This is a genomic window from Agromyces sp. NPDC055520 (assembly GCF_053619715.1).
In genome coordinates, this window is record NZ_JBSHJY010000016.1 from 1 (window position 1) to 26176 (window position 26176).

A 26176-nucleotide genomic window follows, 5' to 3' on the forward strand; every position below is an offset into this window, starting at 1 on the left:
CGGATGCCCCGCATGGGGCATCCGGGCCTCGGATCGCTGGAGTCGCGCTTAGCGGACGACGACCGCGAGCACGTCGCGAGCCGACAGGACCAGCAGGTCTTCGCCGCCGAACTTGACCTCGGTGCCGCCGTACTTCGAGTAGATCACCTTGTCGCCGACGGCGACGTCGAGCGGCACGCGGTTGCCGTTGTCATCGATGCGACCGGGGCCCACGGCCACGACCTCGCCCTCTTGGGGCTTCTCTTTCGCGGTGTCGGGGATGACCAGACCCGATGCGGTGGTCTGCTCGGCCTCGACCTGCTTGATGACGATGCGATCCTCGAGCGGCTTGATGGAAACCGACACGGTTGCCCCTTCTCTCTGTGAAGAAAACTGTCTTACGAAGACTTGGTTGGCAGCCTCAGAGCGAGAGTGCTAAAGCGAGTCTAGGCGCGATTTGGCACTCGTGCAACGTGAGTGCCAGCCCGTTCAGCCATGGGCGAAACGCAGTCGACGGCGCGGTGCTAGCGTTGCCGGGTGGATCGTGCCGAACTCGTCGAACTGCTCTCGCCCGAGGGCCTCACGCTGCTCGACGGGCTGCCCGATTGGGATTCGAAGGCCGACATCGTCAAGACCGTCGCCGACCTTCGCAAGCAGGGCCACTCGCCCACCCTCGTCGCCGCCGTGCTCAGCCAGGCGAAGCTCCGCGCGAAGGCCGAGGCCAAGTTCGGCCCGTTCGCCTCGCGCATGCTCTTCACCGAAGCGGGGCTCGAGCAGGCCACGCGCCTGAAGGTCGCCGCCCTCCATGCCGGGCGGTTCTCGCGCGCCGGCGTGCGTCACGTCGCCGACCTCGGTTGCGGCATCGGCGGTGACGCCCTCGCGATGGCCGCGATCGACCTCGAGGTCACGGCCGCCGAGGCCGACGAGGTCACCGCGGCGATCGCCGCCTACAACCTCACGCCGTTCCCCCGCGTGCGCGTGCTGCACGAGCGCGCCGAGGCCGTCGCGCTCGGCGGCATCGACGGCGCATGGCTCGACCCCGCGCGACGCACCACCGCGGGCGGTACGACCACGAGAATCACGGATGCCTCGGCGTACTCGCCCTCGCTCGATTTCGCCTTCGGCCTGGGCGATCGCCTGCCTGTCGGCGTCAAGCTCGGCCCGGGCACCGACCGCGACGTCATTCCGGCCGGCGCCGAGGCCCAGTGGGTCTCGGTCGACGGCGATCTCGTCGAGCTCGGCGTCTGGTTCGGGGCCGTCGCCCGCCCCGGCATCCGCCGCGCGGCGCTCGTGATCCGCGGCGACGCCGCCCACGAGCTCACGGCGGGCGCCGACAGCGAGGATGCTCCGGTCGGCCCGCTCGGCGAGTACGTCTACGAGCCCGACGGCGCGGTGATCCGCGCGCGCCTGATCGGCGACCTCGCGCGGGCGAACGGCGCCTGGATGCTGAGTGCCGGCATCGCCTACCTCACCTCGGACACGGCATTCGATTCGCCGTTCGCGCGGGGATTCCGGGTGATCGAGCGACTGCCGGCCGATGAGCGGCAGCTGCGCCACGCGCTCGCGGCCCGCGGCATCGGCACGCTCGAGATCAAGAAGCGCGGCGTCGACGTCGACCCCGCGCAGCTTCGCACCCGGCTGAAACTGAAGGGCGCGGCATCCGCGACGATCGTGCTGACCCGCGAGGCCGGACGGCACGTGGCGCTGCTCGTCGAGCGCATCTGACCGACCGCACGGCGCTGCCGCGCCGACCGTCAGCGCGGCAGTGCGCCGAAGACGATCGCGTAGTAGCCGATCCACACGGCCGAGAACACGAGACCGGCCAGGCCCGTGCCGATGCCGACGAAGGCGAGCGTGCGGCCGTGCTCTTCGCGGCGGAGGCCGAGCACGCCGAAGACGATCGCGGCGATCGAGAGCGGCAGCATCCAGCCGACGAAGAGCGAGGCCGCAGCGCCGATGGTGCCGACGACGGCGGCGACCCAGCTGTAGACCCGCCGCTGCGTCTCGACTTCGGCCTCTTCGACCGGGTCGATGCCCGGGCGGTGCACGATGAGCAGCTGGCCGGTCGAGATCGATTGGAGCTGACCCGTGTCGAACGGCACATCGAACTCGCGTACGGCGGAGTCGGCGGTGAAGGTGGGCTCGGCCGGCCGGTAGGGGGCGAGCGGGTCGGGCTCGGACGCCTCGGAGGCGCGGTCGGGGGTCTCGCCGCCGTCGGGCGAGACCCCCTCACGCGTGGACATCGGTTGTTCCTCAGTAGTTGTAGCTGTAGCTGTCGGCCCCTGCGAACAGCAGGGCCCAGAGCACGATCGAGATGAGCCCGATGGCGACGCCGACGAAGCCGAGGATCATGCCGGTGAGCCACATGCCCTTGGCGGCCGGCTCCTTCTTCATGCCGAGGAAGCCGAGCACGACGGCGGCACCCGGGATGAAGAGCTGCAGGATGCCGCCGACGATCGGGATGAACGCGACGAAGGCGCCGATCAGGCCGACGATGCCCGCGATGAGCGAGATCAGGCTGAGCACCGGCGTCGGCTTCGACGGCGTGGCGGGAGCGTATGCGCCGCCGTACGCGGGCTGCGCGGGAGCACCGTACGCAGGAGCTCCATACGCGGGCTGCTGCGGGGCGCCGTACGCGGGCTGCGCGGGAGCACCGTACGCAGGCTGCGGCGCGGGCGCGCCGTACGCAGGAGGCGGAGGAGGCGGCGTCGGCGCACCGTAGCTCGGCGCCGCGGGCGGTGCCGGGGGCGCGGGCGGCGCAGGAGGCTCGGGGGCACCCGGCGGCTCGGGAGCGCTCGGCACCTCCGGCACGTCGGGCAGCGACGCCGCAGGTGCGGCCTCCACCGGCGCGACGGCCTCGGGAGCTCCTGCCACCTCTGCCTCGCCTGGCGCCTCGGGGAGGTCGGGGTTCTTGGGATCAGTCACGACGACCTCAGTACGACGTTCCGACCGTGCCGCCGTAGCTCGCGAGCACGGCGAAGGCGATGATGGCGATGATGATGAAGATCACGCCGATCGCGATGCCCACGAAGCCGAGGATGATGCCGGTGAGCCACATGCCCTTGGCGGCCGGCTCCTTCTTCTTGGCGATGAAGCCCAGCACGACCGCGGCGATCGAGAAGAGCAGGCCGAAGTAGAAGAACGACCCGACGAGGCCGACGATGCCGCCGACGAGCGACAGGATGCTGAGCACCTGAGACGGCTTGGCGGGTGCGGCACCGTAGCCCGGTGCGGCGGGCGCCGAACCATAGGCGGGCGCCGCGGGCGCAGCTCCGTAGGCGGGAGCGGCAGGAGCACCGTACGCGGGAGCGGCGGGAGCGGCGGGAGCCTGCCCGTAGTCGGGCGCAGCAGGCGGCGCGGGCGGTGCAGCGGGCGGCGCGGGCGGCACGGGCGCAGCAGCCGGCGGCACGGGCGCGGCCGGCGGCACCGGCGGCACGGCAGGCTGCTCGGGAGTGTTCGGATCGGTCACGGTGGGTTCCCCTCGATGTGGTCGAATGCGCGCCCGCCACGGCGGCGGGGCTCTCGGGCGCCGTCAACGACGGCGACATCCGTTCTTCCGCTCACACTATCGCTCTGCGCGCCCCGACGCACGGATACGCCGCCCCGCGTCACACTGCGGCGCTCGCCGCCACCTGGATCTCGGTCGCCGGCAGCGTCGAGTCCGCGCCGAAGTCGAGCGTCGAGGGCGGATGCCCCGCCATCACGAGTTGCGCGCCGAGCGCGGCGATCATCGCGCCGTTGTCGGTGCAGAGCGACAGCGGCGGAACGCGCAACGCGATGCCCGCGGCATCCGATCGCTCTGCTGCGAGTTCTCGAAGGCGCGCGTTCGCGACGACGCCGCCGCCCAGCAGCAGCCGCGGCACGCCGAGTTCGGTGCACGCGGCGACCGCCTTCGAGACGAGCACGTCGGCGACGGCCTCGCGGAAGCTCGCGGCGACGTCGGCGAGCGGCACCGGTTCACCGGCGGCCTCGCGCTGCTCGACCCAGCGGGCGACGGCCGTCTTCAGCCCCGAGAAGCTGAAGTCGTAGCGGTGCGCCGCCTGGTCTTTCGGCTGCGTGAGCCCCCGCGGGAAGCGGATGGCGCGCGGGTCGCCGCCGATCGCGGCACGGTCGATCTCGGGCCCGCCCGGGTAGGGCAGGCCGAGCACGCGCGCGACTTTGTCGAAGGCCTCGCCCGCCGCGTCGTCGATCGTCTCGCCGAGCAGTTCGACGTCGGAGACGAGGTCGCGCACGAGCAGCAGCGAGGTGTGCCCGCCCGAGACCAGCAGCGCGACCGTCGGCGTCTCGAGCGGCGCCGCGGTGTCGAGCAGGTCGGCGCCGACATGTCCGACGAGGTGGTTGACGGCGTAGATCGGCACGTCGAGCGAGAGGGCGAGCGCCTTGGCGGCGCCGACGCCGACCATGAGCGCGCCGGCGAGGCCGGGCCCGCTCGTCACGGCGATCGCGTCGAGGTCGTCGAGCGAGACGGATGCTTCGGCGAGCGCGGCCCGGATCGTCGGGCCGAGCGCTTCGAGGTGCGCGCGCGCGGCGACCTCGGGCACGACGCCGCCGTAGCGCGCGTGCTCCTCCATCGACGAGGCGATCGTGTTGGCGAGCAGCGTCGTGCCGCGCACGATGCCGACGCCGGTCTCGTCGCACGAGGTCTCGATGCCGAGGATGAGCGGGGCGACGCGGTTCATCGGGTTCCCTCGCCGGTCTCGAGCGCGGTGCGGGCAGCCGGGTCGGCCCGGTCGGGCGAGCCGGCCGAGCCGGCCGGTCTGGTGACCGCGGGCGGCACCGTCAATCGCATGTGCACGGCGTCGATGCCGCCGCGGTAGTAGCGGCGGCGCACGCCGATCTCTTCGAAGCCGAGCGAGACGTAGAGCGCCCGCGCGATGGGGTTGTCGGCGCGCACCTCGAGGAAGATCTCGGCGACATGACGACGGCGGGCCTCGGTGATGAGGGCGTGCATGAGTCCGCGGCCGAGTCCGATGCCGCGCGTCGCCGGGGCGACGGCGATGGTCTGGATGTCGCCCTGGCCGCCGCCGGCGGGAGCGAGGAGGCCCGCGTAGCCGAGGAGACGCGCGTCGTCGTCCGCCTCGTCGTCGACCGCCACGAGATAGTACGCGTGCGGGCTCTCGATCTCGCGCCGCATGGCGTCTTCGGGCCACGCATCTGCCTCGAACGTCGCCCGTTCGAGCGCCATGATGCGATCGAGGTCGGCAGTGGCGGCGCGCCGCATGAACACGCTCATCGCAGCACCTTCTTGCCGGCCGACGGCGTCACGTCGGGCGCACGCAGGTAGATCGGGGCGTCGGCGGTGAGCGGCAACCGCCCGGTCGCGAAGGCGAGTTCTGCGAGCAGTCCGACCGCGCCGGCCGAGACGATCGGGGCGTCGAAGCGGATGCCTCGTGCCGCAGGCACTTCGTCACGTGGAACGAGCCCGGGGCCGGCGACCCGCACGGGCAGCCCGTCGGCGTCGAGGCCGTCGTACTCCGAGACGGCGAACTCGCGTCGGCGGGCGTCGGTGACGACCTGCAGCGGGCCGGTGTCACCAGCGGTGTACCGCGACCAAGCGATCGCGTCGTGACTGACGACCGGCACGAACGGACGGCCGATGCCGAGCGCGAAGGCGTGCGCGGCCGCGATGCCGACGCGCAGTCCGGTGAACGGGCCGGGGCCCATGCCCGCGGCGACGCCCGAGAGCGCCCGACGGTGGACGCCGGCGCTCGCGAGCGCGTCCCTGATGAACCCGCCGATCACCTCGGCGTGGCGCATCGTGTCGTCGGTGCCCGTCTCGGCGAGGCAGCGCAGTTCGCCGCTGACCCGGTCTCGATCGACCACGGCGACACTCGTGCCGGTCGAGGTGTCGATCGCGAGGAGCATGCCGTCAAGCCTACGCGCGCGCCGCGTACGGAGTGCCCGCCCAGCGCGGACCGTGCCCCGCGACCGTCACGATGCGCGGCTCGTCGCCGTCGAGCGGCGCCGGCCCCGCGGCATCCGCTGCGCTCGAGGCGATCGCGACCGCGCTCGCCCCCGTCGGCCGCTCGATGACGACCTCGAGCCACGAGTCGGTGACGTCTTCGACGAGACCGGCGCCCCACTCGACGACGACGACCGAGTGGTCGAAGTCGAGGTCGAGGTCATCGAGCAGCGCCGCCTCGCCGAGCCGGTAGGCGTCGACGTGCACGAGCGGTGCGCCGCCGACGAGGCTCGGATGCGTGCGCGCGAGCACGAACGTGGGGCTCTGCACCGGCCCGCGCACGCCGAGCCCTGCGCCGAGACCCCGGGTCAGCGTCGTCTTGCCCGCACCGAGCGGCCCCGTGAGCACGACGACGTCGCCCGCGACGAGCACGGCGCCGAGTTCGCGGCCGAACGCCTCCATCGCCTCGGTGTCGGGAGCCTCGAGCCGCATCACGGCCCGCCCACATATCGTCGCGGCACGCGCGGCCCGATGCGGGTGACGATCTCGTAGCCGATGGTGTCGGCGGCGTCGCCCCACTCGTCGGCCGACGGTGCGCCGGTCGCCGGGTCGCCGAAGAGCACGACCTCGTCGCCCGTCTCGACCGGGTCGTCGCCGACGTCGACCACGAACTGGTCCATCGCGATGCGGCCGACGACGGGCCGGCGGGCGCCCGCGATCCAGACCTCCGCCCGGCCCGACGCCTGCCGCGGAATGCCGTCGGCGTACCCGAGCGGCACGAGCGCGAGCGTCGTCGGGCGTTCGGCGCGCCAGATGTGACCGTACGAGACGCCGGTGCCGGGCTCGACGCGGCGCACCGCCGCGACCCGGCCGCGCAGCGACATCGCCGGGCGGAGCCCGAGATCGGCCGCGGTCGTGCCGTCGCCGAACGGCGAGATGCCGTAGCCGCCGATGCCGATGCGCACGAGATCGAAGCGGGCGGCCGGAAGACGCAGAGCGCCGGCCGTCGAGGCGAGGTGGCGCAGCTCGGGGTCGAGGCCGGCCGCGGCGACGTGCTCGAGGCCGCGCTCGAAGGCCTCGACCTGGCGCGCGTCGTCGGCGGGCGAGGCGTCGGCGAGGTGGCTGAACACGCCCCGTACGCGGATGCGCCCGTCGCGCTCGAGCTCGACGGCGCGCGCGACGGCATCGGCCCAGTCCGCGGGGGCGATCCCGTTGCGGCTGAGCCCCGTGTCGAGTTTCAGATGCACGGCGGCGACCCGGTCGACGGATGCCGCGGCTCGCGCCACGGCCTCGAGCTGGCCGAGCGACGAGATGCCGAGATCGATGTCGTGGGCGATCGCGGGTGCGAAGTCGGCGCCCGGGTCGTGCAGCCACGCGAGCAGCGGAGCGTCGATGCCGGCGCCGCGCACCTCGAGCCCCTCGGCGATGTCGGCGACGCCGAGCCAATCGGCACCGCCCGCGAGCGCGGCCCGCGCCACCGGCACGGCGCCGTGCCCGTAGGCGTTCGCCTTGACCACGGCCATGACGCGCGCGGGCGCCACGGCGGCGGCGAGGGTCGCGATGTTGTCGCGCACGGCCGCGAGGTCGATCACGGCCTCGCGGAACGGCGGCCCCGCGGCATCCGTCGATGCACTCACGATGCGGCCCCGGTGCCGGCCTCGAGCACGACGAAGGCGCTCGCGATGCCGGCGTCGTGGCTCATGGTGAGGTGCACGCGGTCGACGCCGAGGCTCGCCGTGAGTTCGGCGATCGCCCCCGACAGCGCGAAATCGGGGTTGCCGTGCTCGTCTTGCACGACGCGCATGTCGTGCCACCGGATCACGGGGTTACCGCCGAGCGCCTTGATGAGCGCCTCTTTCGCCGCGAATCGGGCGGCGAGCGACCGCACCGGCCGGTCGCGTTCGCTCTCAGCGAACAGGCGCTCGCGGAGTGCGGGCGTGCGACCCAGCGACCGCTCGAACCGGGCGATGTCGACGACATCGATGCCGATGCCCGCGATCACCGCACCGCCTCCCGCCGCCTCACGCCCGCGCCCGCACGCTCACTCGACCGTGACCGACTTCGCGAGATTGCGCGGCTGGTCGACGTCGAGGCCCTTCGCCTGCGAGAGTTCCATCGCGAAGATCTGCAGCGGCACGACCGCGAGCAGCGGCTCGAAGAGCGGCGCGGCGAGCGGAATCCGCAGCACCTCGTCGGCGAACGGCAGCACCGCGGCGTCGCCGGCCTCGGCGATCGCGATGACGCGCGCGCCGCGGGCGCGGATCTCTTGAATGTTCGAGACGACCTTCGGGTGCAGCGTCGCCGAGCCGCGCGGGCTCGGCACGACGACGAAGACGGGCTGGCCCGGCTCGATGAGCGCGATCGGACCGTGCTTGAGCTCGCCCGCCGCGAAGCCTTCGGCATGGATGTACGCGAGCTCCTTGAGCTTCAGCGCGCCCTCGAGCGCGATCGGGTAGCCCACGTGGCGCCCGAGGAAGAGCACCGAACGCGTGTCGGCCATCCAGTGCGCGAGCTGCGCGACCTTCTCGGACTCGGCGAGCACGAGCTCGAGCTTCTCGGGCACGGCCTGCAGCTCGGCGAGCTGGGCCGCGATCTCGTCGGCCGACAGCGTGCCGCGCACGCGCGCGAGGTGCAGGCCGAAGAGGTAGAGCGCGGCGATCTGGGCGACGAACGCCTTCGTCGAGGCGACGGCGACCTCGGGGCCCGCGTGCGTGTAGACGACCGCGTCGGACTCGCGCGGGATCGTGGCGCCCTGCGTGTTGCAGACCGAGATCGTGCGCGCACCCTGCTCGCGGGCGTACTTCACGGCCATGAGCGTGTCCATCGTCTCGCCCGACTGGCTGATCGAGACGACGAGCGTGTGCTCATCGAGCACCGGCTCGCGGTAGCGGAACTCGTGGCTGAGCTCGACCTCGACGGGCACGCGCGCCCACTGCTCGATCGCGTACTTGGCCACGGTGCCGGCGTAGGCGGCGGTGCCGCACGCGATGACGGTGATGCGACGGATGCCTCGGAGCTCGTCATCGCCGAACGACTCGAGCTCGGGAATCACGACCTGACCGTCGACCACCCGGCCGAGCAGGGTCTTGGCGACCGCCTCGGGCTGCTCGGCGACCTCTTTGCGCATGAACGACGACCAGCCGCCCTTCTCGGCGGCCGAGGCGTCCCACGCGACGTCGAAGGCCTCGACCTCGACGGGCTGCCCGTCGAAGTCGGTCACGACGACCTCGTCGGCCGTGATCGCCACGATCTGGTCCTGCCCGATCGCGAGGGCGCGCTTCGTGTACTCGACGAACGCCGCGACGTCGGAACCGAGGAAGTTCTCGCCGTCGCCGAGCCCGATCACGAGCGGTGAGTTGCGGCGGGCGCCGACGACCACGCCGGGCTCCGAGCGGTGCACGGCGAGCAGGGTGAACGCGCCGTCGAGGCGCGACACGGTGTTGCGGAACGCCTCGCGCAGGTCGCCGGTCGCCGCGACCTCTTTGCCGAGCAGCACGGCCGCGACCTCGGTGTCGGTCTCGCTCTCGAAGGTGTAGCCCTCGGCGAGGAGTTCGGCCTTCAGCTCCGAGAAGTTCTCGATGATGCCGTTGTGGATGAGGGCGAGTCGGCCCTCGTCGCCGAGGTGCGGGTGGGCGTTGCCGTCGGTCGGGCCGCCGTGCGTCGCCCAGCGGGTGTGGCCGATGCCGGTGCCGCCGCGGTGCAGCGGGTTGGCCTCGAGCTCGTCGGCGAGCACCTGGAGCTTTCCGGCGCGCTTCGCGGTCTCCATCGCGCCGTCGTCGTCGACGATCGCCACTCCCGCCGAGTCGTAGCCACGGTACTCGAGGCGACGCAGGCCTCCCATTAGGACGTCGAGGCTGTTGCGCTCTCCGACGTATCCGACGATTCCACACATGCGTGCGATTCTACTGGCGCGCCGCTGGGTACTCGCTCCCTCTGACTACACTGGCACGGTGCCCGATCAGCAGAGCCAGTCGTCGCACGCGGCGCAGATCTCCCCGTTCATCGAACTCGATCGGGCCGATTGGGCCGCGCTCGCGCCCTCGATGCCCTCGCCCCTGCGAGAGACCGAGATCGTGCAGTTGCGCGGCCTCGGCGAACCGCTCGACCCCCGTGAGGTCGCCGAGGTCTACCTGCCGCTCAGCCGCCTGCTGAACCTCTACGTGGGCGGCACGAAGTCGCTGCACAAGGTCACGAGCGAGTTCCTGCGAGAACGCTTCGAATCCACGCCGTTCGTCATCGGGGTCGCCGGATCGGTGGCCGTCGGCAAGTCGACGATCGCGCGCCTGCTGCGCGAGCTGCTCGCGCGCTGGGAGCACACCCCCCGGGTCGAGCTCATCACGACCGACGGATTCCTCTTCCCCAACGCCGAGCTCGAGCGTCGCGGGCTCATGGCGCGCAAGGGGTTTCCCGAGTCCTACGACCGGCGCGCGCTGCTCCGCTTCGTGAGCGAGGTCAAGGCGGGCGCCGCCGAGGTGCGTGCGCCCTTCTACTCGCACCTCGCGTACGACATCGTGAAGGACGCGCAGATCACCGTGCGGCGGCCCGACGTGCTCATCGTCGAGGGCCTCAACGTGCTGCAGCCGCCCGGTCCGGGCCACCGCCTCGCGGTCAGCGACCTGTTCGACTTCACGATCTACGTCGACGCGCGCACGAGCGACATCGCCCGGTGGTACGAAGAGCGGTTCCTGAAGCTGCAGCGCGGTGCGTTCGCCAACCCGCGCTCGTACTTCCACCGCTTCGCGAGCCTCACCGAAGACGAGGCACGGGCGCGCTCGCGCGAGATCTGGCACTCGATCAACGAGCCGAACCTGTTGCAGAACATCCGCCCGACGCGCTCGCGCGCCTCGCTCGTGCTGCGCAAGAGCTCGGACCACACGGTCTCGAGCGTCCTCCTCCGCAAGCTCTGATCGTCTCTTTCAGAGGGGTGCGGGCACGCGGGGGCGTCAGCGGGCGAGCTGTGCCTTCACGATGGCGGCGAGCGCCTCGGCGTGCCGCTCGGCGACGTGCTGCTCGGCGGCTTCGACCATGACCCGCACCATCGGCTCGGTACCCGAGGGGCGCAGCAGCACCCGCCCGGTGTCGCCGAGCTCGGCCTCGACGGCGGCGACGGCCGCGGCGATCTCGGCGTCTTGGGCGAGCGCGTGGTGATCGACTCCGCGCACGTTGACGAGCACCTGCGGGTAGACCGTCATGACCGAAGCGAGCTCGGCGATGGTCTTGCCGGTGCGGGCCATCTCGGCCGCGAGGTGCAGTCCGGTGAGCACGCCGTCGCCGGTCGTGGCGAACTCGCTCATGATGACGTGGCCCGACTGCTCGCCGCCGAGGGCGAGGCCTTCGGCCGCGAGCGCCTCGAGCACGTAGCGGTCGCCGACCTTCGTCTCGACGACGCGGATGCCGTGCTCGGCCATCGCGCGGCGCAGGCCGAGGTTCGACATGACCGTGACGACGAGGGTGTCGTCGGTGAGCGTGCCGCGCTCTTTCATCGAGACGGCGAGGATCGCCATGATCTTGTCGCCGTCGATGATGTTGCCGTCGGCGTCGACGGCGAGGCAGCGGTCGGCGTCGCCGTCGTGAGCGATGCCGAGATCGGCACCGTGCTCGACGACGGCGGCCTGGAGCATCTCGAGGTGCGTCGAGCCGACGCCGTCGTTGATGTTCATGCCGTCGGGGTCGGCCCCGATGACGATGACGTCGGCACCGGCGTCTTTGAACGTCTCGGGCGACACGCCGGCCGCGGCGCCGTGGGCGCAGTCGAGCACGACCTTCAGCCCCTCGAGGCGGTGCGGCAGGGTGCCGAGCAGGTGCACGACATAGCGGTCTTCGGCGTCGGCGAAGCGGCGGATGCGACCGACGCCGTTGCCGACCGGGGCCAGCTTCTGCCTGCCGAGGAAGGACTCGATGCGGTCTTCGACCTCGTCGGGCAGCTTGGTGCCGCCGAAGGAGAAGAACTTGATGCCGTTGTCGGGCGCCGGGTTGTGCGACGCCGAGATCATCACGCCGAAGTCGGCGCGGATCGAATCGATGAGGAACGCCGCCGCCGGGGTCGGCAGCACGCCGGCGTCGAGCACGTCGACACCGGAACTCGCGAGGCCGGCCGAGACAGCAGCCGTGAGGAACTCACCGGAGACGCGCGGATCGCGCGCCACGACGGCGACCGGGCGCCGGCCGGCGGCGCGAAGCTCGTCGGCGTGCCGCCCCTGAGTGAGGACGGCGGCAGCCGCCTGGGCGAGGCCCAGGGCCAGGTCAGCCGTGAGTTCACGGTTGGCCAGGCCCCGGACCCCGTCGGTTCCGAAAAGCCGAGGCATGTACGGAGAACCGGACGCTGGGATCAGCGCTTCGAGAACTGCGGCGCCTTGCGGGCCTTCTTGAGACCGGCCTTCTTGCGCTCGATGACGCGAGCGTCACGCGTGAGGAAGCCCGACTTCTTGAGCGTCGGCCGGTTGTTCTCGCGGTCGATCTCGTTCAGGGCACGAGCGATGGCGAGGCGCAGCGCGCCGGCCTGGCCCGAGGGGCCGCCGCCCGTGATCTTGGCGACCACGTCGTACGAGCCGACGAGCTCGAGCACCGTGAACGGGTCGGTGATGAGCTGCTGGTGCAGCTTGTTGGGGAAGTAGGCTGCGAGCTCGCGGCCGTTGACGGTGATGCTGCCGGCGCCGGGCACGAGGCGCGCGCGGGCGATGGCCTGCTTGCGACGGCCGACGGCCGCGCCCGACACGTTGAGCACGGGGCGGGGGGTGCTGGGAGCCGCCTCAGGCGCGCTCTCGGTGGTGTAGCTCTCGGGAGCCGCTTCGATCTGGTCTGCGATCTTCGCCATGGTGGTGTGAATCCTTATTTCGAGAACGTCGAGGGTGCCGGAATTACTGGGCGACCTGGGTGAGGGTGTACGGCTTCGGCTGCTGAGCCGCGTGCGGGTGCTCCGGGCCGGTGTAGACCTTCAGCTTCTTGAGCTGGGCCCGACCGAGCGAGTTCTTCGGGAGCATGCCGCGGATCGCCTTCTCGACGGCGCGGACGGGGTTCTTCTCGAGGAGCTCGGCGTAGCCGACCGCCTTGAGGCCGCCCGGGTAGCCCGAGTGGCGGTACGCCTTCTTCTGCTCGAGCTTCTGGCCGGTGAGGGCCACCTTGTCGGCGTTGACGATGATGACGAAGTCGCCGGTGTCGACGTGGTTGGCGAAGATCGCCTTGTGCTTGCCGCGCAGCAGGGCTGCGGTGTGGCTCGCGAGTCGGCCGAGGACGATGTCGGTTGCGTCGATGACGACCCAGTCGTGCTGGATGTCGGACGGCTTGGGAGTGAACGTGCGCGTCACGGAACTGCTGCTTTCTGATCGAGTGAGGGGTTCGTGAATCCCACTCCGGTCGGCGGTTCGCGAGCGATGCGCGCGAACAACCGGGTGGAGGGCTCAACTTCGGATGCGCCACAGAGGACGCACCAAAGGGAAAGCTTAGCGGGTCACGCCCCCGTCGTCCAATCGCTCGGCTGCACGCGCAGCTCGCGTCGCGCCCGCGTCTGCGCCGCGCGGGCCTCGAGCTCGTGGTCGTCGGGGTAGCCGACCTCGGTCAGCATGAGGCCCTTCGCGGGCATGACCATGAACGCGCTCGTGCGCTCGGCGGCGTGCAGCAGCTCGGCCGGCGCGTCGACCGCGAGCCGTCCCTCCCCCACGGCGACCGCGGCACCGATGAGCGCACGCACCATCGAGTGGCAGAACGCATCGGCCTGCAGCGTCGCCACGAGCACGCCGACGGCATCGCGCCGCCAGCGATACGACTGCAGCGTGCGAATGGTCGTGGCCTCGGCACGAGGCTTGCAGAACGCCGCGAAGTCGTGCAGACCGAGCAGCGATTGCGCCGCGGCATCCATCGCGGCCATGTCGAGCGCCCGCGGGACGGCCACCGTGCGGTGCCGCTCGAGCGGGTCACGGCGAGCGGATGCATCGGCCACCCGATACTCGTACCGCCGCCAGACGGCCGAGAAGCGGGCGTCGAACCCGCGTGGCGCGCGGTCGATGTCGTCGACGACGACGTCGGAGTCCGCGCCGAGGATGCCGGTGAGCCGTCGCGCGAGCACGCCGGCGTCGCTCGTCGCCTCGGCGGGGTGGCCGCGGCGCGGGCGCGTCACCGCGGTGAGCGCCTCGAGCGGCACGTCGAGGTGGGCGACCTGGCCGCGCGCGTGCACGCCGGCGTCGGTGCGACCGGCGACGGTCAGTCGCGGGGCGACCCCCGCGCGTCGGAAGAGGGTGCCGAGCGCCTCTTCGAGCACGCCCTGCACGGTGCGGAGCCCGGGCTGACGGCTCCACCCGTTGAAGCCGCCGCCGTCGTACGAGATGGCGAGGCGCAGTCGCACGTCAGAGCTCTCGATCACCCGACAAGCTTATGGTTCGCCTCGTCGTCACATGCACCGGAACGCGAACGGGCCCCGTGCCCTTGTGGACAACGGGACCCGTTCGACGGATGAAGTCGGTTACGCCTTCGCGGCCTCTTCGGCGGGCGCCTCGTCGGCAGCGACCTCGGTCGCCTCCTCAGCGGCTGCGTCGGTCGTCTCGACGACGTCGACCTCTTCGACGACCTCGACCGGAGCCTCTTCGACGACGGGCGCCGCAGCGGCGGCCGGCTTCGCGGCGCGCTTCTTCGGGGTCACGGGCTCGAGCACGAGCTCGATGACCGCCATGGGCGCGTTGTCGCCCTTGCGGTTGCCGATCTTCGTGATGCGCGTGTAGCCGCCCTCACGGTCGGCGACCTGGGGGGCGATGACCGTGAACAGCTCGTGCACGACGGTCTTGTCGCCGATGACGGCGAGCACGCGACGGCGCGCGTGCAGGTCGCCGCGCTTGCCGAACGTCACGAGACGCTCGGCGAGCGGACGGAGGCGCTTGGCCTTCGTCTCGGTGGTGGTGATGCGCTTGTGCGTGAACAGCGCTGCAGCGAGGTTCGCGAGCATCAACCGCTCGTGGGCGGGTCCGCCTCCGAGGCGGGGGCCCTTCGTGGGCTTCGGCATGGTTCGTTCTCTCCAGTAGGTGGGGGGGTGGCAGGCGACCGCGAGGTCTGCCTAGTTCTCGTCGTCGAAGCCCGTGTAGAAGTGGGCGCCGTCGAATCCGGGGACGGAGTCCTTCAGCGACAGACCCATTTCGGTGAGCTTGTCCTTGACCTCGTCGACCGACTTCTGGCCGAAGTTGCGGATGTTCATGAGCTGCGACTCGCTCAGCGCGACGAGCTCGGACACCGTGTTGATGCCCTCGCGCTTCAGGCAGTTGTAGCTGCGCACCGAGAGGTCGAGGTCTTCGATCGGGATCGAGAGCTCGCTGGAGAGCACGGCGTCGACCGGCGCGGGGCCGATCTCGATGCCCTCTGCCGCGGTGTTCAGCTCGCGGGCGAGACCGAACAGCTCGGTGAGCGTGCGGCCCGCCGAGGCGATCGCGTCGCGCGGCGTGATGGCGGGCTTCGACTCGACATCGACCACGAGGCGGTCGAAGTCGGTGCGCTCGCCGGCACGGGTAGCCTCGACGCGGTAGGTGACCTTCAGCACCGGCGAGTAGATCGAGTCGACCGGGATCTGGCCGGCTTCGGAGTACTCGTTGCGGTTCTGGCTGGCCGAGACGTAGCCGCGGCCGCGCTCGATCGTGAGCTCGAGCTCGAACTTCGCCGAGTCGTTGAGCGTCGCGATGACGAGCTCGGGGTTGTGCACCTCGACGCCCGCCGGAGCGGAGATGTCGGCTGCGGTGACCTCACCGGCGCCCTGCTTGCGCAGGTAGGCCGTGATCGGCTCGTCGTGCTCGCTGGAGACGACCAGGTTCTTGATGTTGAGGATGATCTCGGTGACGTCCTCTTTCACTCCGGGAACCGTCGAGAACTCGTGGAGCACGCCGTCGATGCGGATGCTCGTCACGGCTGCGCCGGGGATCGAGGAGAGGAGGGTGCGACGGAGCGAGTTGCCCAGGGTGTAACCGAAGCCCGGCTCGAGGGGCTCGATCACGAAACGCGAACGGAACTCCGAGATGTTCTCTTCGGTGAGCGTCGGGCGCTGTGCGATCAGCACTGTTGATTCCTTTCGGCAGGGTGTCCGCTATATGACACCTGCGAGGTCGAGGATCTTGAGTTGTGTGAGAACGGATGCCGCGTGGTCGGGCGGGCGCGCATGGCGCCTCGCCCGACCCGCGGCTCGGAGTGCTTAGACGCGGCGGCGCTTGGGCGGGCGGCAGCCGTTGTGCGCCTGCGGCGTCACGTCGTTGATGCTGCCGACCTCGAGGCCTGCGGCCTGGAGCGAGCGGATCGCGGTCTCGCGGCCGGAGCCGGGGCCCTTGACGAAGACGTCGACCTTCTTCATGCCGTGCTCCTGCGCCTGGCGCGCTGCCGATTCGGCGGCGAGCTGTGCGGCGAACGGGGTCGACTTGCGCGAGCCCTTGAAGCCGACGCCACCGGAGGAGGCCCAGCTGATCACGGCACCGTTGGTGTCGGTGATCGAGACGATGGTGTTGTTGAACGTCGACTTGATGTGGGCCTGGCCCACGGCGATGTTCTTCTTTTCTTTCTTGCGCGGCTTGCGAGCGGCCGTCTTGGGTGCTGCCATGATTTCTCCTGAATCCTAGGGGCGCTGGATCGCCGGCCGGGGCCTAGCGAGCCTTCTTCTTGCCGGCGACGGTGCGCTTCGGGCCCTTGCGGGTACGAGCGTTGGTCTTCGTGCGCTGGCCTCGGACCGGGAGTCCGCGACGGTGGCGGATGCCCTCGTAGGAGCCGATCTCGACCTTGCGGCGGATGTCGGCGGCCACCTCGCGGCGGAGGTCGCCCTCGACCTTGAAGTTGGCCTCGATGTAGTCGCGGAGGGCGACGAGCTGGTCGTCGCTGAGGTCCTTCACGCGGATGTTTCCGTCGATGCCGGTCTCGCGGAGCGTGGTGAGCGCTCGCGTGCGGCCGACGCCGTAGATGTAAGTCAGTGCGATCTCCACGCGCTTCTCGCGCGGGATGTCGACTCCTGCCAGACGTGCCATGTTTGGCTTCTCCTGTTTCGAAGTGGAGGTGTGGAGCAACGCCGGTGCCCGGGCCTCCGACCCGAGGTGTCCCCGCGGCATCCGAAGATGTCGGCGGTTTCTGGCGTTGCCGTTCTATTCAGTTGTCGACTAGCCCTGGCGCTGCTTGTGACGCGGGTTCGACTTGCAGATGACCATGACGCGGCCGTGGCGGCGAATCACCTTGCAGTGGTCGCAGATGGGCTTGACGCTGGGGTTGACCTTCACGATTGTTCCTTGAATTCGCTGTCCTCGTGCCCGCGGGATGCCGCGGGCCGTTACTTTCCGAGCAGCCCTTACTTGTAGCGGTAGACGATGCGCCCGCGCGTCAGGTCGTATGGGCTCAGCTCGACGATCACGCGGTCTCCGGGGAGGATGCGGATGTAGTGCTGGCGCATCTTTCCCGAGATGTGCGCGAGGACTTTGTGCCCGTTCGTGAGTTCCACCCGGAACATCGCGTTCGGGAGGGCCTCGGTGACCGAGCCTTCGATCTCGATGACGCCGTCTTTCTTGGCCATAGCCTCACTATCGCTTGAGTTGGGGATGCTGGTCGTGCGATGGTTCCGTCAGGCATGCCGAAGCAGGCGTGCAGAACACCAAGGGTCAACTCTAGGTGATTCCGAGCGTTTTCGCCAGTCGAGCCGCGATCGAGCGTCGATCGAGCCGGTTGAGACCAGCGGATGCCGCGTGGCCGCCGTTCACCGCCCGCGCCGTGCCGCCTCGACCGCCCGCACGAGACCGGTCTCGAGCGGGTGCCCTGCCTCGACGCCGGTGACGTCGTGCACGAAATCGGCGGGTTCCCGCTCGCGAAGCAGAGCCTGCAGCTCGACGCTCTCGGGGTCGGCCGGCACGTCGAAGCGGAGGGCGGCTTCGACCGCGGCGAGGAGGCCGTCGACCGGCCGGCCGAGTTCGGCGAGCTCGGCGGCCGGGCCGATGAACCGCTCGTGCCGACCGAGCTTCCGCAGGGGCTGGCGCCCGACCCGCTCGACAGTGTCGGGCAGTTCGGGGTTCCGGAACCGCTCGAGGATCGCCGCGCGGTAGACGGCCTGCTGTTCAGCGGTGAAGTCGTGCTTGGCCACGATGAGCGCCGAGGTCTCTTCGAGCACCCGTGTCACCGCGGCATCCACCGCCGGGTCTGACAGCGCGTCGCTGATGCGCTCGTGACCGGCGAGGAATCCGAAGTACGCGGTCGAGGCGTGCCCCGTGTTGACCGTGAAGAGCTTGCGCTCGATGTAGGGCGCGAGGTCGTCGACGAAATGCGCCCCGGGGATGACGGGCGGCGAGGCGCCGAACGGCGCTGCCTCGATCGCCCACTCGAAGAACGTCTCGACCGTGACGTCGAGCCCGGCGCCCGGCGCCTGACCGGGCACGATGCGGTCGACCGCGGTGTTGGCGAACACCGCGCGTGCGGCGAGCGCCGGCCACTCGTCGGGGTCGACGAGCGCGACCATGGCGCCCCGGAGGAGGTCGGTGGCGTTGATCGCGTTCTCGCACGCCATGATCGTCAGCGGCGCCGCGTCCGCAGCGGACCGCGCGCGCAGCGCGGCCACGAGATGCGGGGCGATGAAGCGCAGGATCGACGGACCGACCGCCGTGGTCGCGAGATCGGCGGTCTCGAGCTCGATCGCGAGCGCCGAGGCATCCGTCGCGCTGTTGACCGCGCGATAGCCGTCGACGACCCGGTCGCGGCCGCCCTCGCCGACCTCGTGCACCGTGTAGCGCTCGCTCGACGCGAGCGCGTCGATGAGCGGCGCGGCGACGTCGGCGAAGACGATCTCGTACCCGGCTTCGTGGAGCAGGAGCCCCACGAAGCCGCGGCCGATGTTGCCGGCGCCGAAGTGCACGGCCTTCACGAGTCGTTGACCTCTGAGAGCAGAACGAAGATCTCGTCGGCCGAGCCGGCGTCGACGAGCGCCTGCACCGAGTCGTCGTCGGAGAAGATGATCGCGATCTTCGAGAGGATCTCGAGGTGCTCGTTCTCGAGCCCCGCGATGCCGACGACGAAGCGCACCGGCTCGCCGCCCCAGTCGACGGCCTCGTCGTACCGCACGAACGAGAGCGCGGAGCGCACGATCGCGTCCTTGCCCTCGTTCGTGCCGTGCGGGATCGCGAGGAGGTTGCCCATGTACGTCGAGACCGACCCCTCCCGCTCGAGCATCGAGTCGAGGTACTCGGGCCGCACGGCACCGGCGTCAACGAGGATGCGGCCCGCTTCTCGGATCGCATCGTCTCGACCGGCGGCGCGCGTGGCGAGCCGCACGTTCTCGGGAGAGAGGATCTGTTCGGTCATGGGTTCATTCCTTTCAGAGATCGGCGGTCGGTGAGCGCCGGTCAGCGAACGCCTTCGGACTCCAAGAGGTTCACGATCTCGTCGTACTTCGGCGAGTTCATGAAGTTGTCGACCGAGATGTGCAGCGCGTTCGGCGACTGCCGCTTCGCCCGGTCGGTGAGGTCCTGGTGGGTGACGACGAGGTCGATGTCGTCGGTGAGGTTCGCGATCGCCTTGTTCGTGACGTCGACGCTGTCGATGCCCGCCTTCTTGATCTTGTTGCGCAGCACCGTCGCGCCCATGGCGCTCGAGCCCATACCGGCGTCGCACGCGAAGACGATCGTGTGGATCGGCTTCCGTTCGAACGCCGCCTCCTCGCCCTCGACGAGCAGCGCACCGCCGGCGGCTTCGCCGGCGACCTGCAGGTTGTGCAGCACGCCGCTCTGCTTGCCCTTGTTCGCCTCGGTCTGGGCGATCGCCGCCGACAGGTCGCCGGCATCCGCTCGCGCGAGGTCGCGCTTGCGGCTCGACCGCAGGATCACGGCCGCGATGAGGAACGACACGGTCGCCGAGAGCACGACCGAGAGGATGACGCCCACGTAACTGTCGGAGGCGGTCTGGGCGAGCACCGCGATGATGCTGCCCGGTGCGGCGGGCGCTCGAAGGCCGCTGTTGAAGAGCACGTTGGTCGCGACGCCCGTCATGCCGCCCGCGATGGCCGCGAGGATCAGGATCGGCTTCATGAGCACGTACGGGAAGTAGATCTCGTGGATGCCGCCGAAGAACTGGATGATGATCGCGCCGGGTGCGCTCGCCCGCGCCATGCCGATGCCGAAGAAGGTGAAGGCCAGCAGGATGCCGAGGCCCGGACCGGGGTTCGCCTCGACGAGGAACAGGATCGACTTGCCGGTCTCGCTGGCCTGCTGGGTGCCGATCGGCGTGAACACGCCGTGGTTGATGGCGTTGTTCAGGAACAGCACCTTGCCGGGTTCGACGAGGATCGACAGGAGCGGCAGCAGCGAGAGCTTCACGAGCCAGTCGACGGCTGCCTCGAGACCGTTGCTCAGCCACTCGACCACGGGGCCGAAGGCCAGGTAGCCCACGATCGCGAGGCCGAAGCCGAGGATGCCGGCCGAGAAGTTGTTGACCAGCATCTCGAAGCCGGCCTTGATCTTGCCCTCCCAGATGCGGTCGACCTGCTTCATGAGCCACGCGGCGAGCGGGCCCATGATCATGGCGCCGAGGAACATCGGGATGTCGGTGCCGACGATGACGCCGACGGTCGCGATCGAGGCGACGACGCCGCCGCGGGTGTCGTAGACGAGTCGGCCGCCCTGGTTGGCGATGAGCAGGGGCAGCAGGTAGGTGATCATCGGGCCGACGAGTTCGGCGAGCGACTCGTTGGGCGTGAATCCCGCCGGGATGAAGAACATCGTGACGATGCCCCAGGCGATGAACGCGGCGATGTTCGGCAGGATCATGTTCGACAGGAACGAGCCGAACCTCTGGACTGCGACGCGCGCTCCCCCGGGCCGCTTCGTGTCCGAAGACGTCGTTGTCATGGCAGTGCCTCTCTGGTGGGTTACGACACGGTCTCCCGCGTCGCGGTGATCTCGGTGGCGGCGGCTTCTGCCGCCGCTCGGGCTTCGGCCGCTCCCTCAGCGGCCAGGGCTGCCCGGGCGAGCGCCTTCGCGTCGTCCGGGCTGTACCGCGCGAGGGAGGCGCGGACATCTGCGAGTGCCGACGGTGACATCGACAGGCTGGTGGCGCCGAGGCCGACGAGCACGACGGCGAGCAGCGGGTCGGCGGCGGCCTCGCCGCAGATGCCGACCGGTTTGCCGAGTTCCGCGCCCGCGGCGCCGACGTCGGCGATGAGGCGCAGCACGGCCGGGTGCCACGGGTTCTGCAGCTTCGCGACGGTGCCGAGCAGGCGATCGGCCGCCATCGTGTACTGCGTGAGGTCGTTCGTGCCGATCGAGGCGAAATCGCTCGCGGCGAGCACATGGCGGGCGATGAGCGCGGCCGACGGCGTCTCGACCATGACGCCGGCGACGCGGATGCCGAGCTCCTTCGCGAGCGCCGTGAAGTAGCGCGTCTCGTCGACCGTCGAGATCATGGGGGCCATCACCCAGAGCTCCGCATCGGTCGTGGCGTCGGCTGCGGCGAGCGCGGTGAGCTGCTCGCGCAGGATCACCTCTGAATGACGCAGGGCCCGGATGCCGCGGAGCCCGAGCGCCGGGTTCTCCTCATGCGCATCGTTGAGGAAGGCGAGCGGCTTGTCGGCCCCCGCGTCGAGCACGCGGACGACGACCTTCTTGCCGGCGAACGCGGTGAGCAGCCGCGTGTACTGGGCCTGCTGCTCGGTGATGCTCGGTGCGGCATCGGCGTCGAGGAAGAGGAATTCGGTGCGGAAGAGCCCGACGCCCTCGGCGCCGAGCCGCAGCGCTTCGGCCGCGCCGTCGGCCGAGCCGAGGTTCGCGAGCAGCGGCACGGGCGTGCCGTCGGCCAGCGTCCCCGGCACGATCGGCGCGTTCACGCGCGCCGCGCGTTCGGCGATGGCCGCGTTCGCCGCGGCGATCTGCTCGTCGCTCGGACCGGCGACGACGATCCCGTGCGCGGCGTCGACGACGACGACATCGCCGTCGGCGAGCGACGCCGCATCGGCTGCGCCGACGACCGCGACGATCGACTTCTCACGCGCGAGGATCGCGGTGTGCGAGGTCGGGCCGCCGTCGATCGTGACGAGCCCGAGCACCTGGTCGAGGTCGAGGGTGGCGGTGTCGGCCGGCGCGAGATCACGGGCGACCAGGATGAAGGGATGCCCCGGGTCGGGCACGCCAGGCGCCGGCACCTTGAGCAGGTGCGCGATGACGCGTTGCGAGATGTCGTCGAGGTCGGCAGCACGCTCGCCCATGTACCCGCCCATGCCGGCGAGCAGGTCGCGGTACGAGGCGAACGCCTCGAACACGGCGCGCTCGGCGGTCTTGCCGGCGGCGAGTCTCGTCGTGACCTCGTCGATCAGGCTCGGGTCCTCGGCCATCATGGCCTGCGCCTCGAGCACGTCCTGTGCGGCGCCGCCCGCCTTCGCACCTCTCGCGGCGAGTTCGACGGCCACGACCGAGAGCGCGGCTCGCGCCCGCTCCTCCTCACGTGCTGCGTCGAGGTGGCTCGGGCGGTCGACCGGCTCGGGCAGGGCCTCCGCCATGCGCACCACCGAACCGACGGCCACTCCCTGACCGATTCCCGTACCCGTGAACTCCATCATTCGCCCTTTCGATGCGCACCGACGAGAGACGGACGCGCGGCGCTATTCGTCGTGATCGGTGCTGAGCAGTGCGATGAGCGAGTCGAGCACGACCGCTTCGTCGCCGCCCTCGACGACGAGGGTGACCTCGTCGCCGTGGTCGATGCCCTGCGAGATGACGCCGAGGATGCTCGCCGCGTTGACGGGCTTGCCGCCGGCCTTGCTGAGGGTGACCGTGGCACCCGAGGCCGCGACGGCCTGGGTGAAGAGTTTCGCCGGCCGAGCGTGCAGGCCGTGCGTCGATCCGATTCGAACTGTTCGTTCCAGCATGTGTCCGGCCCCCGTCGCGAGTATCCGTTCCCTCGTTCACCATAGCCGCCCGCCGCGGATGAGGGAGCGGTGGCAACCGCACGGCGAGTCATGATCGTGCCTCGTTCGCGGCATTCGCCGCGTGCGCTGCGAGCGCGAGCTCGAGCAGCGCGGTCGCGTCGGCCCCCACGGCCGCGTCGGCGGGCAGCAGTACGACGGCGACGGATGCCGCGTCCGCACGTTCGCGCACCGCGTCGAGTCGTTCACCGAGATGGGCGCCGACGAGCAGCACGTCGGCGCCGACCAGTGCCGTCGCGAGCTGGGACTCTCCGCTCGCGAGTACGTCGAGACCGAGGCCCGAGGCGGCGGCCGCACGTCGGATCCGGGTCGCGACGAACGTGCTCGAAGCGCCGGCACCGCAGACGACGACGATGCGCATGGCTGCCTCCTCGCTCCGCCTCCGCGGTCTCCGTCGAACGTCCGGCTGCGACGTGTGCGTCGCTTCCCTCGATTGTGGAGTGCCGCCCGCCTCGTCACCAGTACGCCGTCTTCCGCACCCCCGGAAGCCGATCGGTCGAACCCGGGGCCGACATCCCGACCCAGAGGCGACCACGAGTGGTTGACTGTGTGGAACGCCCGGGCCCTCGGGCGTTCCACTGTTCGGTCGAACCGCGGGAGGATGCGTGGCCGAGACCTGGGAGCGGCTCATCGGGGAGCTCGCCGAACGCCTCGACTGGACGACTGCGGCCGAGCTCGCGAGCCGATTGGGCGTGACCACTCGGACCATCCGCAACTACGCAGCGAAGGCGAACGCCGCTGCGGATGCCGGCACGTACACCGGCCGGCCCGTCGTCGAGTCGGGCCCCCTCGGGTACCGACTCGATCGCGAGGCCTGGGCGGCCTCCTCATCGCAGCGCCGCACCGACACCTCCCCCGCAGCTCGCGTCTCACGGCTCATCCGCACGCTCGTCGACACGAGCGATGCGATCGACGTCTACGAGACCGCTGCGGCCCTCCACGTGAGCGAGTCGACGATCGAGTCCGATCTCGGCCGCGTCAGGGCGCGACTGGCGGGCACCGGCCTCAGCCTCGTCCGAAGCGGTCCGCAGGTGCGACTCCGCGGCACGGAGGCGGCGGCACGACGGCTCCTGGCGGCGCTCTTCCACGAGGAGGCGGCACGAGGCAGCCGCGGCGCCGACGGCCTCCGTGCAGCGTTTCCCGAGCTGCCCGCGTTCCGCGAGGCGCTCGTCGCCGAACTCGCGGCGGCCGGGTACGCGCCCAACGCCTATGCGCTGGGCGACGTGCTGGTGCACATCGCCATCGCCGTCGACCGGGTCGGCCGCGACCATCGTCTCGACACCGACGACCCGTCACCCGCCGACGACGAGGACGCCCTCGGACGACTGCTCGACCGCGTCATCCGCTCGCAGTTCGACACCGCCGTCGGCGCGACCGAGCTCGCCCACCTGACGCGACTGCTCGGCACCCGTGCGGCCACCCGGTCGCTGACGACTCCGGATGCCTCGGCGCCGACGCCCTCGTCGAGCACGGCGCTCGTGCGCGCCGTCGTGGGGCGAGCCGCCGACGAATACCTCGTCGAGCTCGACGACGACGACTTCATCGCCCGGCTCGCACTGCACGTCGACAACCTCGTCGCCCGCTCGGCCGAGGCACGGCCGTCGCGCAATCCGCTCACGGCCGCGATCAAGGCGGCCTATCCGCTCATCTACGACCTCTCGGTGTACATCGCCCACGAACTCTCGCTCGCCGAGGGGATCGTCGTCGACGACGACGAGATCGCGTACATCGCGATGCACGTGGGCGCCTACCTCGACCGTCGGCGGGCGAGCGCCGACCGGGTGCGGGTCCTCGTCGTCGCGCCTGCCTATCACGACGTGCATCTGGCGCTCGCGGATCGGATCGCCGCGGCGTTCGCCGACGAGATCGAACTCGTCGGGATCGTCGACGCGGTCGACGACGCGGTCGACGACGCCGGCACGGGCGGAACCGCCGGCACGGGCGTCGGCGGCCAGGCGCATGCGCGGGCCGACCTCGTGATCTCGGTGCTCGAATCCGCCGCACCGATCGAGCACTTCGTACGGGTCGCGGTGTTTCCGACCGAGTCCGACCTCGAACGCGTGCGCGGCGAGCTCTCGCGCATCAGGAGCATCCGGCGCCGCGCGCGCCTCGCCGCCGCACTCTCCGAGTACATCTCGCCAGAGCTCTTCGTGCGCGGCCTCGGCGGCCACGACCCGGAATCCGTCATCCGCATGCTCGGCGATCGCATGATCGCCGCGGGTGTCATCGACGGCGCCTACGTCGACTCCGCGCTCGAACGCGAGGCGCTCTCGTCGACGGCCTTCACCGAACACCTCGCGGTGCCGCACGCCATGACGATGTCGGCCGATCGCACCGCGATCGCGATCGCGATCGACGAGCGGCCGATCGACTGGGCGGGCGCGCGCGTCAACGTGGTCGCACTCATCGCCTTCTCGGAAGCGGGGCGAGCCGGGTTCCAAGAGGTCTTCGACCAGTTCGTCGAGGCGTTCTCCGAGCCCGCCAACGTCGAGCGACTCGTGCGGGGGGCGACCGACTACCCGGGCCTCCTCGCCGAGCTCGCTCGCCTCATGGCGCCGTAGCGCACGCGTCTCAGGCGATGGGCACGGGGCGGATGCCGTGCTGCGCGAGACCTGCTGCACCGCCGTCGGGCGTGGTGAGCACCCAGATGCCGTCGGCGTGCACCGCGACCGAGTGCTCCCAGTGCGCGGCGTCCGAGCCGTCGGCGGTCGTGACCGTCCAGTCGTCGTCGCGCGTGAAGGTGTCGGTCGAGCCGCCGACGATCATGGGCTCGATCGCGACCACGAGTCCAGGCTTCACGGCCGGCCCGCGACGGTCGACGCGGTAGTTGAAGACGGGCGGCTCCTCGTGCATCGTGCGGCCGATGCCGTGACCCACGTAATCGGTGAGGATGCCGTACTCCCCTTCGCCGGTGACGAAGTCTTCGATCGCCGCGCCGACCTCGTTGAGGTGACGCGCCCGAGCGAGGGTTGCGATGCCGACCCAGAGCGCCTGCTCGGTCACCCGGCTGAGCTCCGCGCGGGCGGCGGCGACGTCGGGGCGCACGGGGTCGGGCAGCACGACCGTGAACGCCGAGTCGCCGTTCCAGCCGTCGACCTGCGCGCCGCCGTCGACCGAGACGATGTCACCCGCCCGGAACGGACGATCGCTCGGGATGCCGTGCACGACATCGTCGTCGACCGAGACGCAGAGCGTGTGCCGGTACCCCGGCACGAGCTGGAAGTTCGGCACGCCGCCTGCCTCGCGGATCACGCGCTCAGCGGCCGCGTCGAGCTCGAGCGGGGTCGCGCCCGGGACGATCAGCCTGCGCGCCTCGGCGAGAGCCGCCGCGGTCGCCGCGCCGGCCGCCGGCATCGAGCGCAGCTCGGCCGGCGACTTGTAGATCGAGCGTCGGAACACCG

The 26176-nt window shown here is 70.8% G+C and carries 31 protein-coding genes; 3 read left to right on the plus strand and 28 right to left on the minus strand.

Going from position 1 to position 26176, the window contains the following annotated elements; genetic code table 11:
• Nucleotides 1–48: 48 nt before the first annotated feature.
• Nucleotides 49–345 (minus strand): co-chaperone GroES, encoded by a 297-nt coding sequence (groES, locus tag ACWGST_RS08705; RefSeq protein WP_056010764.1) that lies wholly within the window; start codon nt 343–345, stop codon nt 49–51.
• 171 nt (nt 346–516) lie between these two features.
• Between groES and ACWGST_RS08710 the strand changes: the two genes are divergently transcribed.
• Entirely contained in the window at nt 517–1704 is a 1188-nt protein-coding gene (locus ACWGST_RS08710) for a THUMP-like domain-containing protein (RefSeq protein ID WP_452046272.1), read from the plus strand.
• Nucleotides 1705–1733: 29 nt separating this feature from the next.
• Here ACWGST_RS08710 and ACWGST_RS08715 read toward each other — a convergent pair whose 3' ends face one another.
• The 10 genes from ACWGST_RS08715 to glmS all read right to left on the minus strand — a co-directional run bounded on the left by ACWGST_RS08715 (nt 1734) and on the right by glmS (nt 9773).
• On the minus strand, nt 1734–2222 hold the full coding sequence (locus tag ACWGST_RS08715) for a DUF4190 domain-containing protein (protein WP_452046273.1): 489 nt from the start codon (nt 2220–2222) through the stop codon (nt 1734–1736).
• 10 nt (nt 2223–2232) lie between these two features.
• Nucleotides 2233–2904, minus strand: a complete 672-nt coding sequence (locus ACWGST_RS08720; RefSeq protein WP_452046274.1) for a DUF4190 domain-containing protein — start codon at nt 2902–2904, stop codon at nt 2233–2235.
• 7 nt (nt 2905–2911) lie between these two features.
• Nucleotides 2912–3448, minus strand: a complete 537-nt coding sequence (locus ACWGST_RS08725) for a DUF4190 domain-containing protein (RefSeq protein ID WP_452046275.1) — start codon at nt 3446–3448, stop codon at nt 2912–2914.
• A 139-nt stretch (nt 3449–3587) separates the two neighbouring features.
• On the minus strand, nt 3588–4658 hold the full coding sequence (tsaD, locus tag ACWGST_RS08730; protein WP_452046276.1) for a tRNA (adenosine(37)-N6)-threonylcarbamoyltransferase complex transferase subunit TsaD: 1071 nt from the start codon (nt 4656–4658) through the stop codon (nt 3588–3590).
• The gene (rimI, locus tag ACWGST_RS08735; RefSeq protein ID WP_452046277.1) at nt 4655–5212 is read right to left on the minus strand and encodes a ribosomal protein S18-alanine N-acetyltransferase; all 558 of its coding nucleotides are present in this window, start codon (nt 5210–5212) and stop codon (nt 4655–4657) included. Before rimI ends, tsaD begins: the two co-directional genes overlap by 4 nt.
• Nucleotides 5209–5844 carry a tRNA (adenosine(37)-N6)-threonylcarbamoyltransferase complex dimerization subunit type 1 TsaB gene (tsaB, locus tag ACWGST_RS08740; protein WP_452046278.1) on the minus strand — a complete coding sequence of 212 codons (636 nt, stop codon included), beginning with the start codon at nt 5842–5844 and terminating at the stop codon, nt 5209–5211. The genes rimI and tsaB overlap by 4 nt, the downstream gene beginning before the upstream one ends.
• 10 nt (nt 5845–5854) lie before the next feature.
• The gene (tsaE, locus tag ACWGST_RS08745; RefSeq protein WP_452046279.1) at nt 5855–6373 is read right to left on the minus strand and encodes a tRNA (adenosine(37)-N6)-threonylcarbamoyltransferase complex ATPase subunit type 1 TsaE; all 519 of its coding nucleotides are present in this window, start codon (nt 6371–6373) and stop codon (nt 5855–5857) included.
• The gene (alr, locus tag ACWGST_RS08750) at nt 6373–7518 is read right to left on the minus strand and encodes an alanine racemase (protein ID WP_452046280.1); all 1146 of its coding nucleotides are present in this window, start codon (nt 7516–7518) and stop codon (nt 6373–6375) included. The genes tsaE and alr overlap by 1 nt, the downstream gene beginning before the upstream one ends.
• On the minus strand, nt 7515–7883 hold the full coding sequence (locus ACWGST_RS08755; RefSeq protein WP_452046281.1) for a holo-ACP synthase: 369 nt from the start codon (nt 7881–7883) through the stop codon (nt 7515–7517). The genes alr and ACWGST_RS08755 overlap by 4 nt, the downstream gene beginning before the upstream one ends.
• 39 nt (nt 7884–7922) lie before the next feature.
• Nucleotides 7923–9773 carry a glutamine--fructose-6-phosphate transaminase (isomerizing) gene (gene glmS / locus ACWGST_RS08760; RefSeq protein ID WP_452046282.1) on the minus strand — a complete coding sequence of 617 codons (1851 nt, stop codon included), beginning with the start codon at nt 9771–9773 and terminating at the stop codon, nt 7923–7925.
• Between the two features lie 58 nt (nt 9774–9831).
• Between glmS and coaA the strand changes: the two genes are divergently transcribed.
• Complete coding sequence (gene coaA, locus ACWGST_RS08765; protein ID WP_452046283.1) at nt 9832–10788, plus strand: type I pantothenate kinase; 957 nt, start codon at nt 9832–9834, stop codon at nt 10786–10788.
• Between the two features lie 36 nt (nt 10789–10824).
• Here the strand turns inward: coaA and glmM are convergent, their stop codons facing one another.
• The 16 genes from glmM to ACWGST_RS08845 form a co-directional block, all read right to left on the minus strand.
• Nucleotides 10825–12186, minus strand: a complete 1362-nt coding sequence (gene glmM / locus ACWGST_RS08770; RefSeq protein WP_452046284.1) for a phosphoglucosamine mutase — start codon at nt 12184–12186, stop codon at nt 10825–10827.
• Between the two features lie 23 nt (nt 12187–12209).
• A complete protein-coding gene (gene rpsI, locus ACWGST_RS08775; RefSeq protein WP_452046285.1) occupies nt 12210–12695 on the minus strand; it encodes a 30S ribosomal protein S9 in 486 nt (161 codons plus the stop codon).
• A 43-nt stretch (nt 12696–12738) separates the two neighbouring features.
• Nucleotides 12739–13185 (minus strand): 50S ribosomal protein L13, encoded by a 447-nt coding sequence (rplM, locus tag ACWGST_RS08780; protein WP_056652922.1) that lies wholly within the window; start codon nt 13183–13185, stop codon nt 12739–12741.
• Nucleotides 13186–13328: 143 nt separating this feature from the next.
• On the minus strand, nt 13329–14234 hold the full coding sequence (truA, locus tag ACWGST_RS08785) for a tRNA pseudouridine(38-40) synthase TruA (RefSeq protein ID WP_452046331.1): 906 nt from the start codon (nt 14232–14234) through the stop codon (nt 13329–13331).
• A 102-nt stretch (nt 14235–14336) separates the two neighbouring features.
• The gene (gene rplQ / locus ACWGST_RS08790; RefSeq protein ID WP_452046286.1) at nt 14337–14870 is read right to left on the minus strand and encodes a 50S ribosomal protein L17; all 534 of its coding nucleotides are present in this window, start codon (nt 14868–14870) and stop codon (nt 14337–14339) included.
• A 51-nt stretch (nt 14871–14921) separates the two neighbouring features.
• Entirely contained in the window at nt 14922–15908 is a 987-nt protein-coding gene (locus tag ACWGST_RS08795; protein WP_022893850.1) for a DNA-directed RNA polymerase subunit alpha, read from the minus strand.
• Nucleotides 15909–16040: 132 nt separating this feature from the next.
• Nucleotides 16041–16439, minus strand: a complete 399-nt coding sequence (gene rpsK, locus ACWGST_RS08800) for a 30S ribosomal protein S11 (protein ID WP_170024924.1) — start codon at nt 16437–16439, stop codon at nt 16041–16043.
• Between the two features lie 43 nt (nt 16440–16482).
• Nucleotides 16483–16857: a 30S ribosomal protein S13 gene (rpsM, locus tag ACWGST_RS08805; protein WP_452046287.1), complete on the minus strand. Its 375-nt coding sequence runs from the start codon at nt 16855–16857 to the stop codon at nt 16483–16485.
• 129 nt (nt 16858–16986) lie between these two features.
• Complete coding sequence (rpmJ, locus tag ACWGST_RS08810) at nt 16987–17103, minus strand: 50S ribosomal protein L36 (protein ID WP_005050492.1); 117 nt, start codon at nt 17101–17103, stop codon at nt 16987–16989.
• 68 nt (nt 17104–17171) lie between these two features.
• Nucleotides 17172–17393: a translation initiation factor IF-1 gene (infA, locus tag ACWGST_RS08815; protein ID WP_022893854.1), complete on the minus strand. Its 222-nt coding sequence runs from the start codon at nt 17391–17393 to the stop codon at nt 17172–17174.
• Nucleotides 17394–17573: 180 nt separating this feature from the next.
• Nucleotides 17574–18728 (minus strand): mannitol-1-phosphate 5-dehydrogenase, encoded by a 1155-nt coding sequence (locus tag ACWGST_RS08820; RefSeq protein WP_452046288.1) that lies wholly within the window; start codon nt 18726–18728, stop codon nt 17574–17576.
• Nucleotides 18725–19165 (minus strand): PTS sugar transporter subunit IIA, encoded by a 441-nt coding sequence (locus ACWGST_RS08825; RefSeq protein ID WP_452046289.1) that lies wholly within the window; start codon nt 19163–19165, stop codon nt 18725–18727. The genes ACWGST_RS08820 and ACWGST_RS08825 overlap by 4 nt, the downstream gene beginning before the upstream one ends.
• A gap of 41 nt (nt 19166–19206) precedes the next feature.
• Entirely contained in the window at nt 19207–20706 is a 1500-nt protein-coding gene (locus ACWGST_RS08830) for a PTS mannitol transporter subunit IICB (protein ID WP_452046290.1), read from the minus strand.
• 20 nt (nt 20707–20726) lie between these two features.
• Entirely contained in the window at nt 20727–22409 is a 1683-nt protein-coding gene (gene ptsP / locus ACWGST_RS08835) for a phosphoenolpyruvate--protein phosphotransferase (RefSeq protein ID WP_452046291.1), read from the minus strand.
• Between the two features lie 42 nt (nt 22410–22451).
• Nucleotides 22452–22718 (minus strand): HPr family phosphocarrier protein, encoded by a 267-nt coding sequence (locus tag ACWGST_RS08840; RefSeq protein ID WP_452046292.1) that lies wholly within the window; start codon nt 22716–22718, stop codon nt 22452–22454.
• A gap of 88 nt (nt 22719–22806) precedes the next feature.
• Nucleotides 22807–23136 (minus strand): PTS sugar transporter subunit IIB, encoded by a 330-nt coding sequence (locus tag ACWGST_RS08845; RefSeq protein ID WP_452046293.1) that lies wholly within the window; start codon nt 23134–23136, stop codon nt 22807–22809.
• A 244-nt stretch (nt 23137–23380) separates the two neighbouring features.
• Between ACWGST_RS08845 and ACWGST_RS08850 the strand changes: the two genes are divergently transcribed.
• Nucleotides 23381–25336 carry a BglG family transcription antiterminator gene (locus ACWGST_RS08850; RefSeq protein WP_452046294.1) on the plus strand — a complete coding sequence of 652 codons (1956 nt, stop codon included), beginning with the start codon at nt 23381–23383 and terminating at the stop codon, nt 25334–25336.
• Nucleotides 25337–25346: 10 nt separating this feature from the next.
• Here ACWGST_RS08850 and map read toward each other — a convergent pair whose 3' ends face one another.
• Nucleotides 25347–26174, minus strand: a complete 828-nt coding sequence (gene map / locus ACWGST_RS08855) for a type I methionyl aminopeptidase (protein WP_452046295.1) — start codon at nt 26172–26174, stop codon at nt 25347–25349.
• Nucleotides 26175–26176 lie beyond the last annotated feature (2 nt).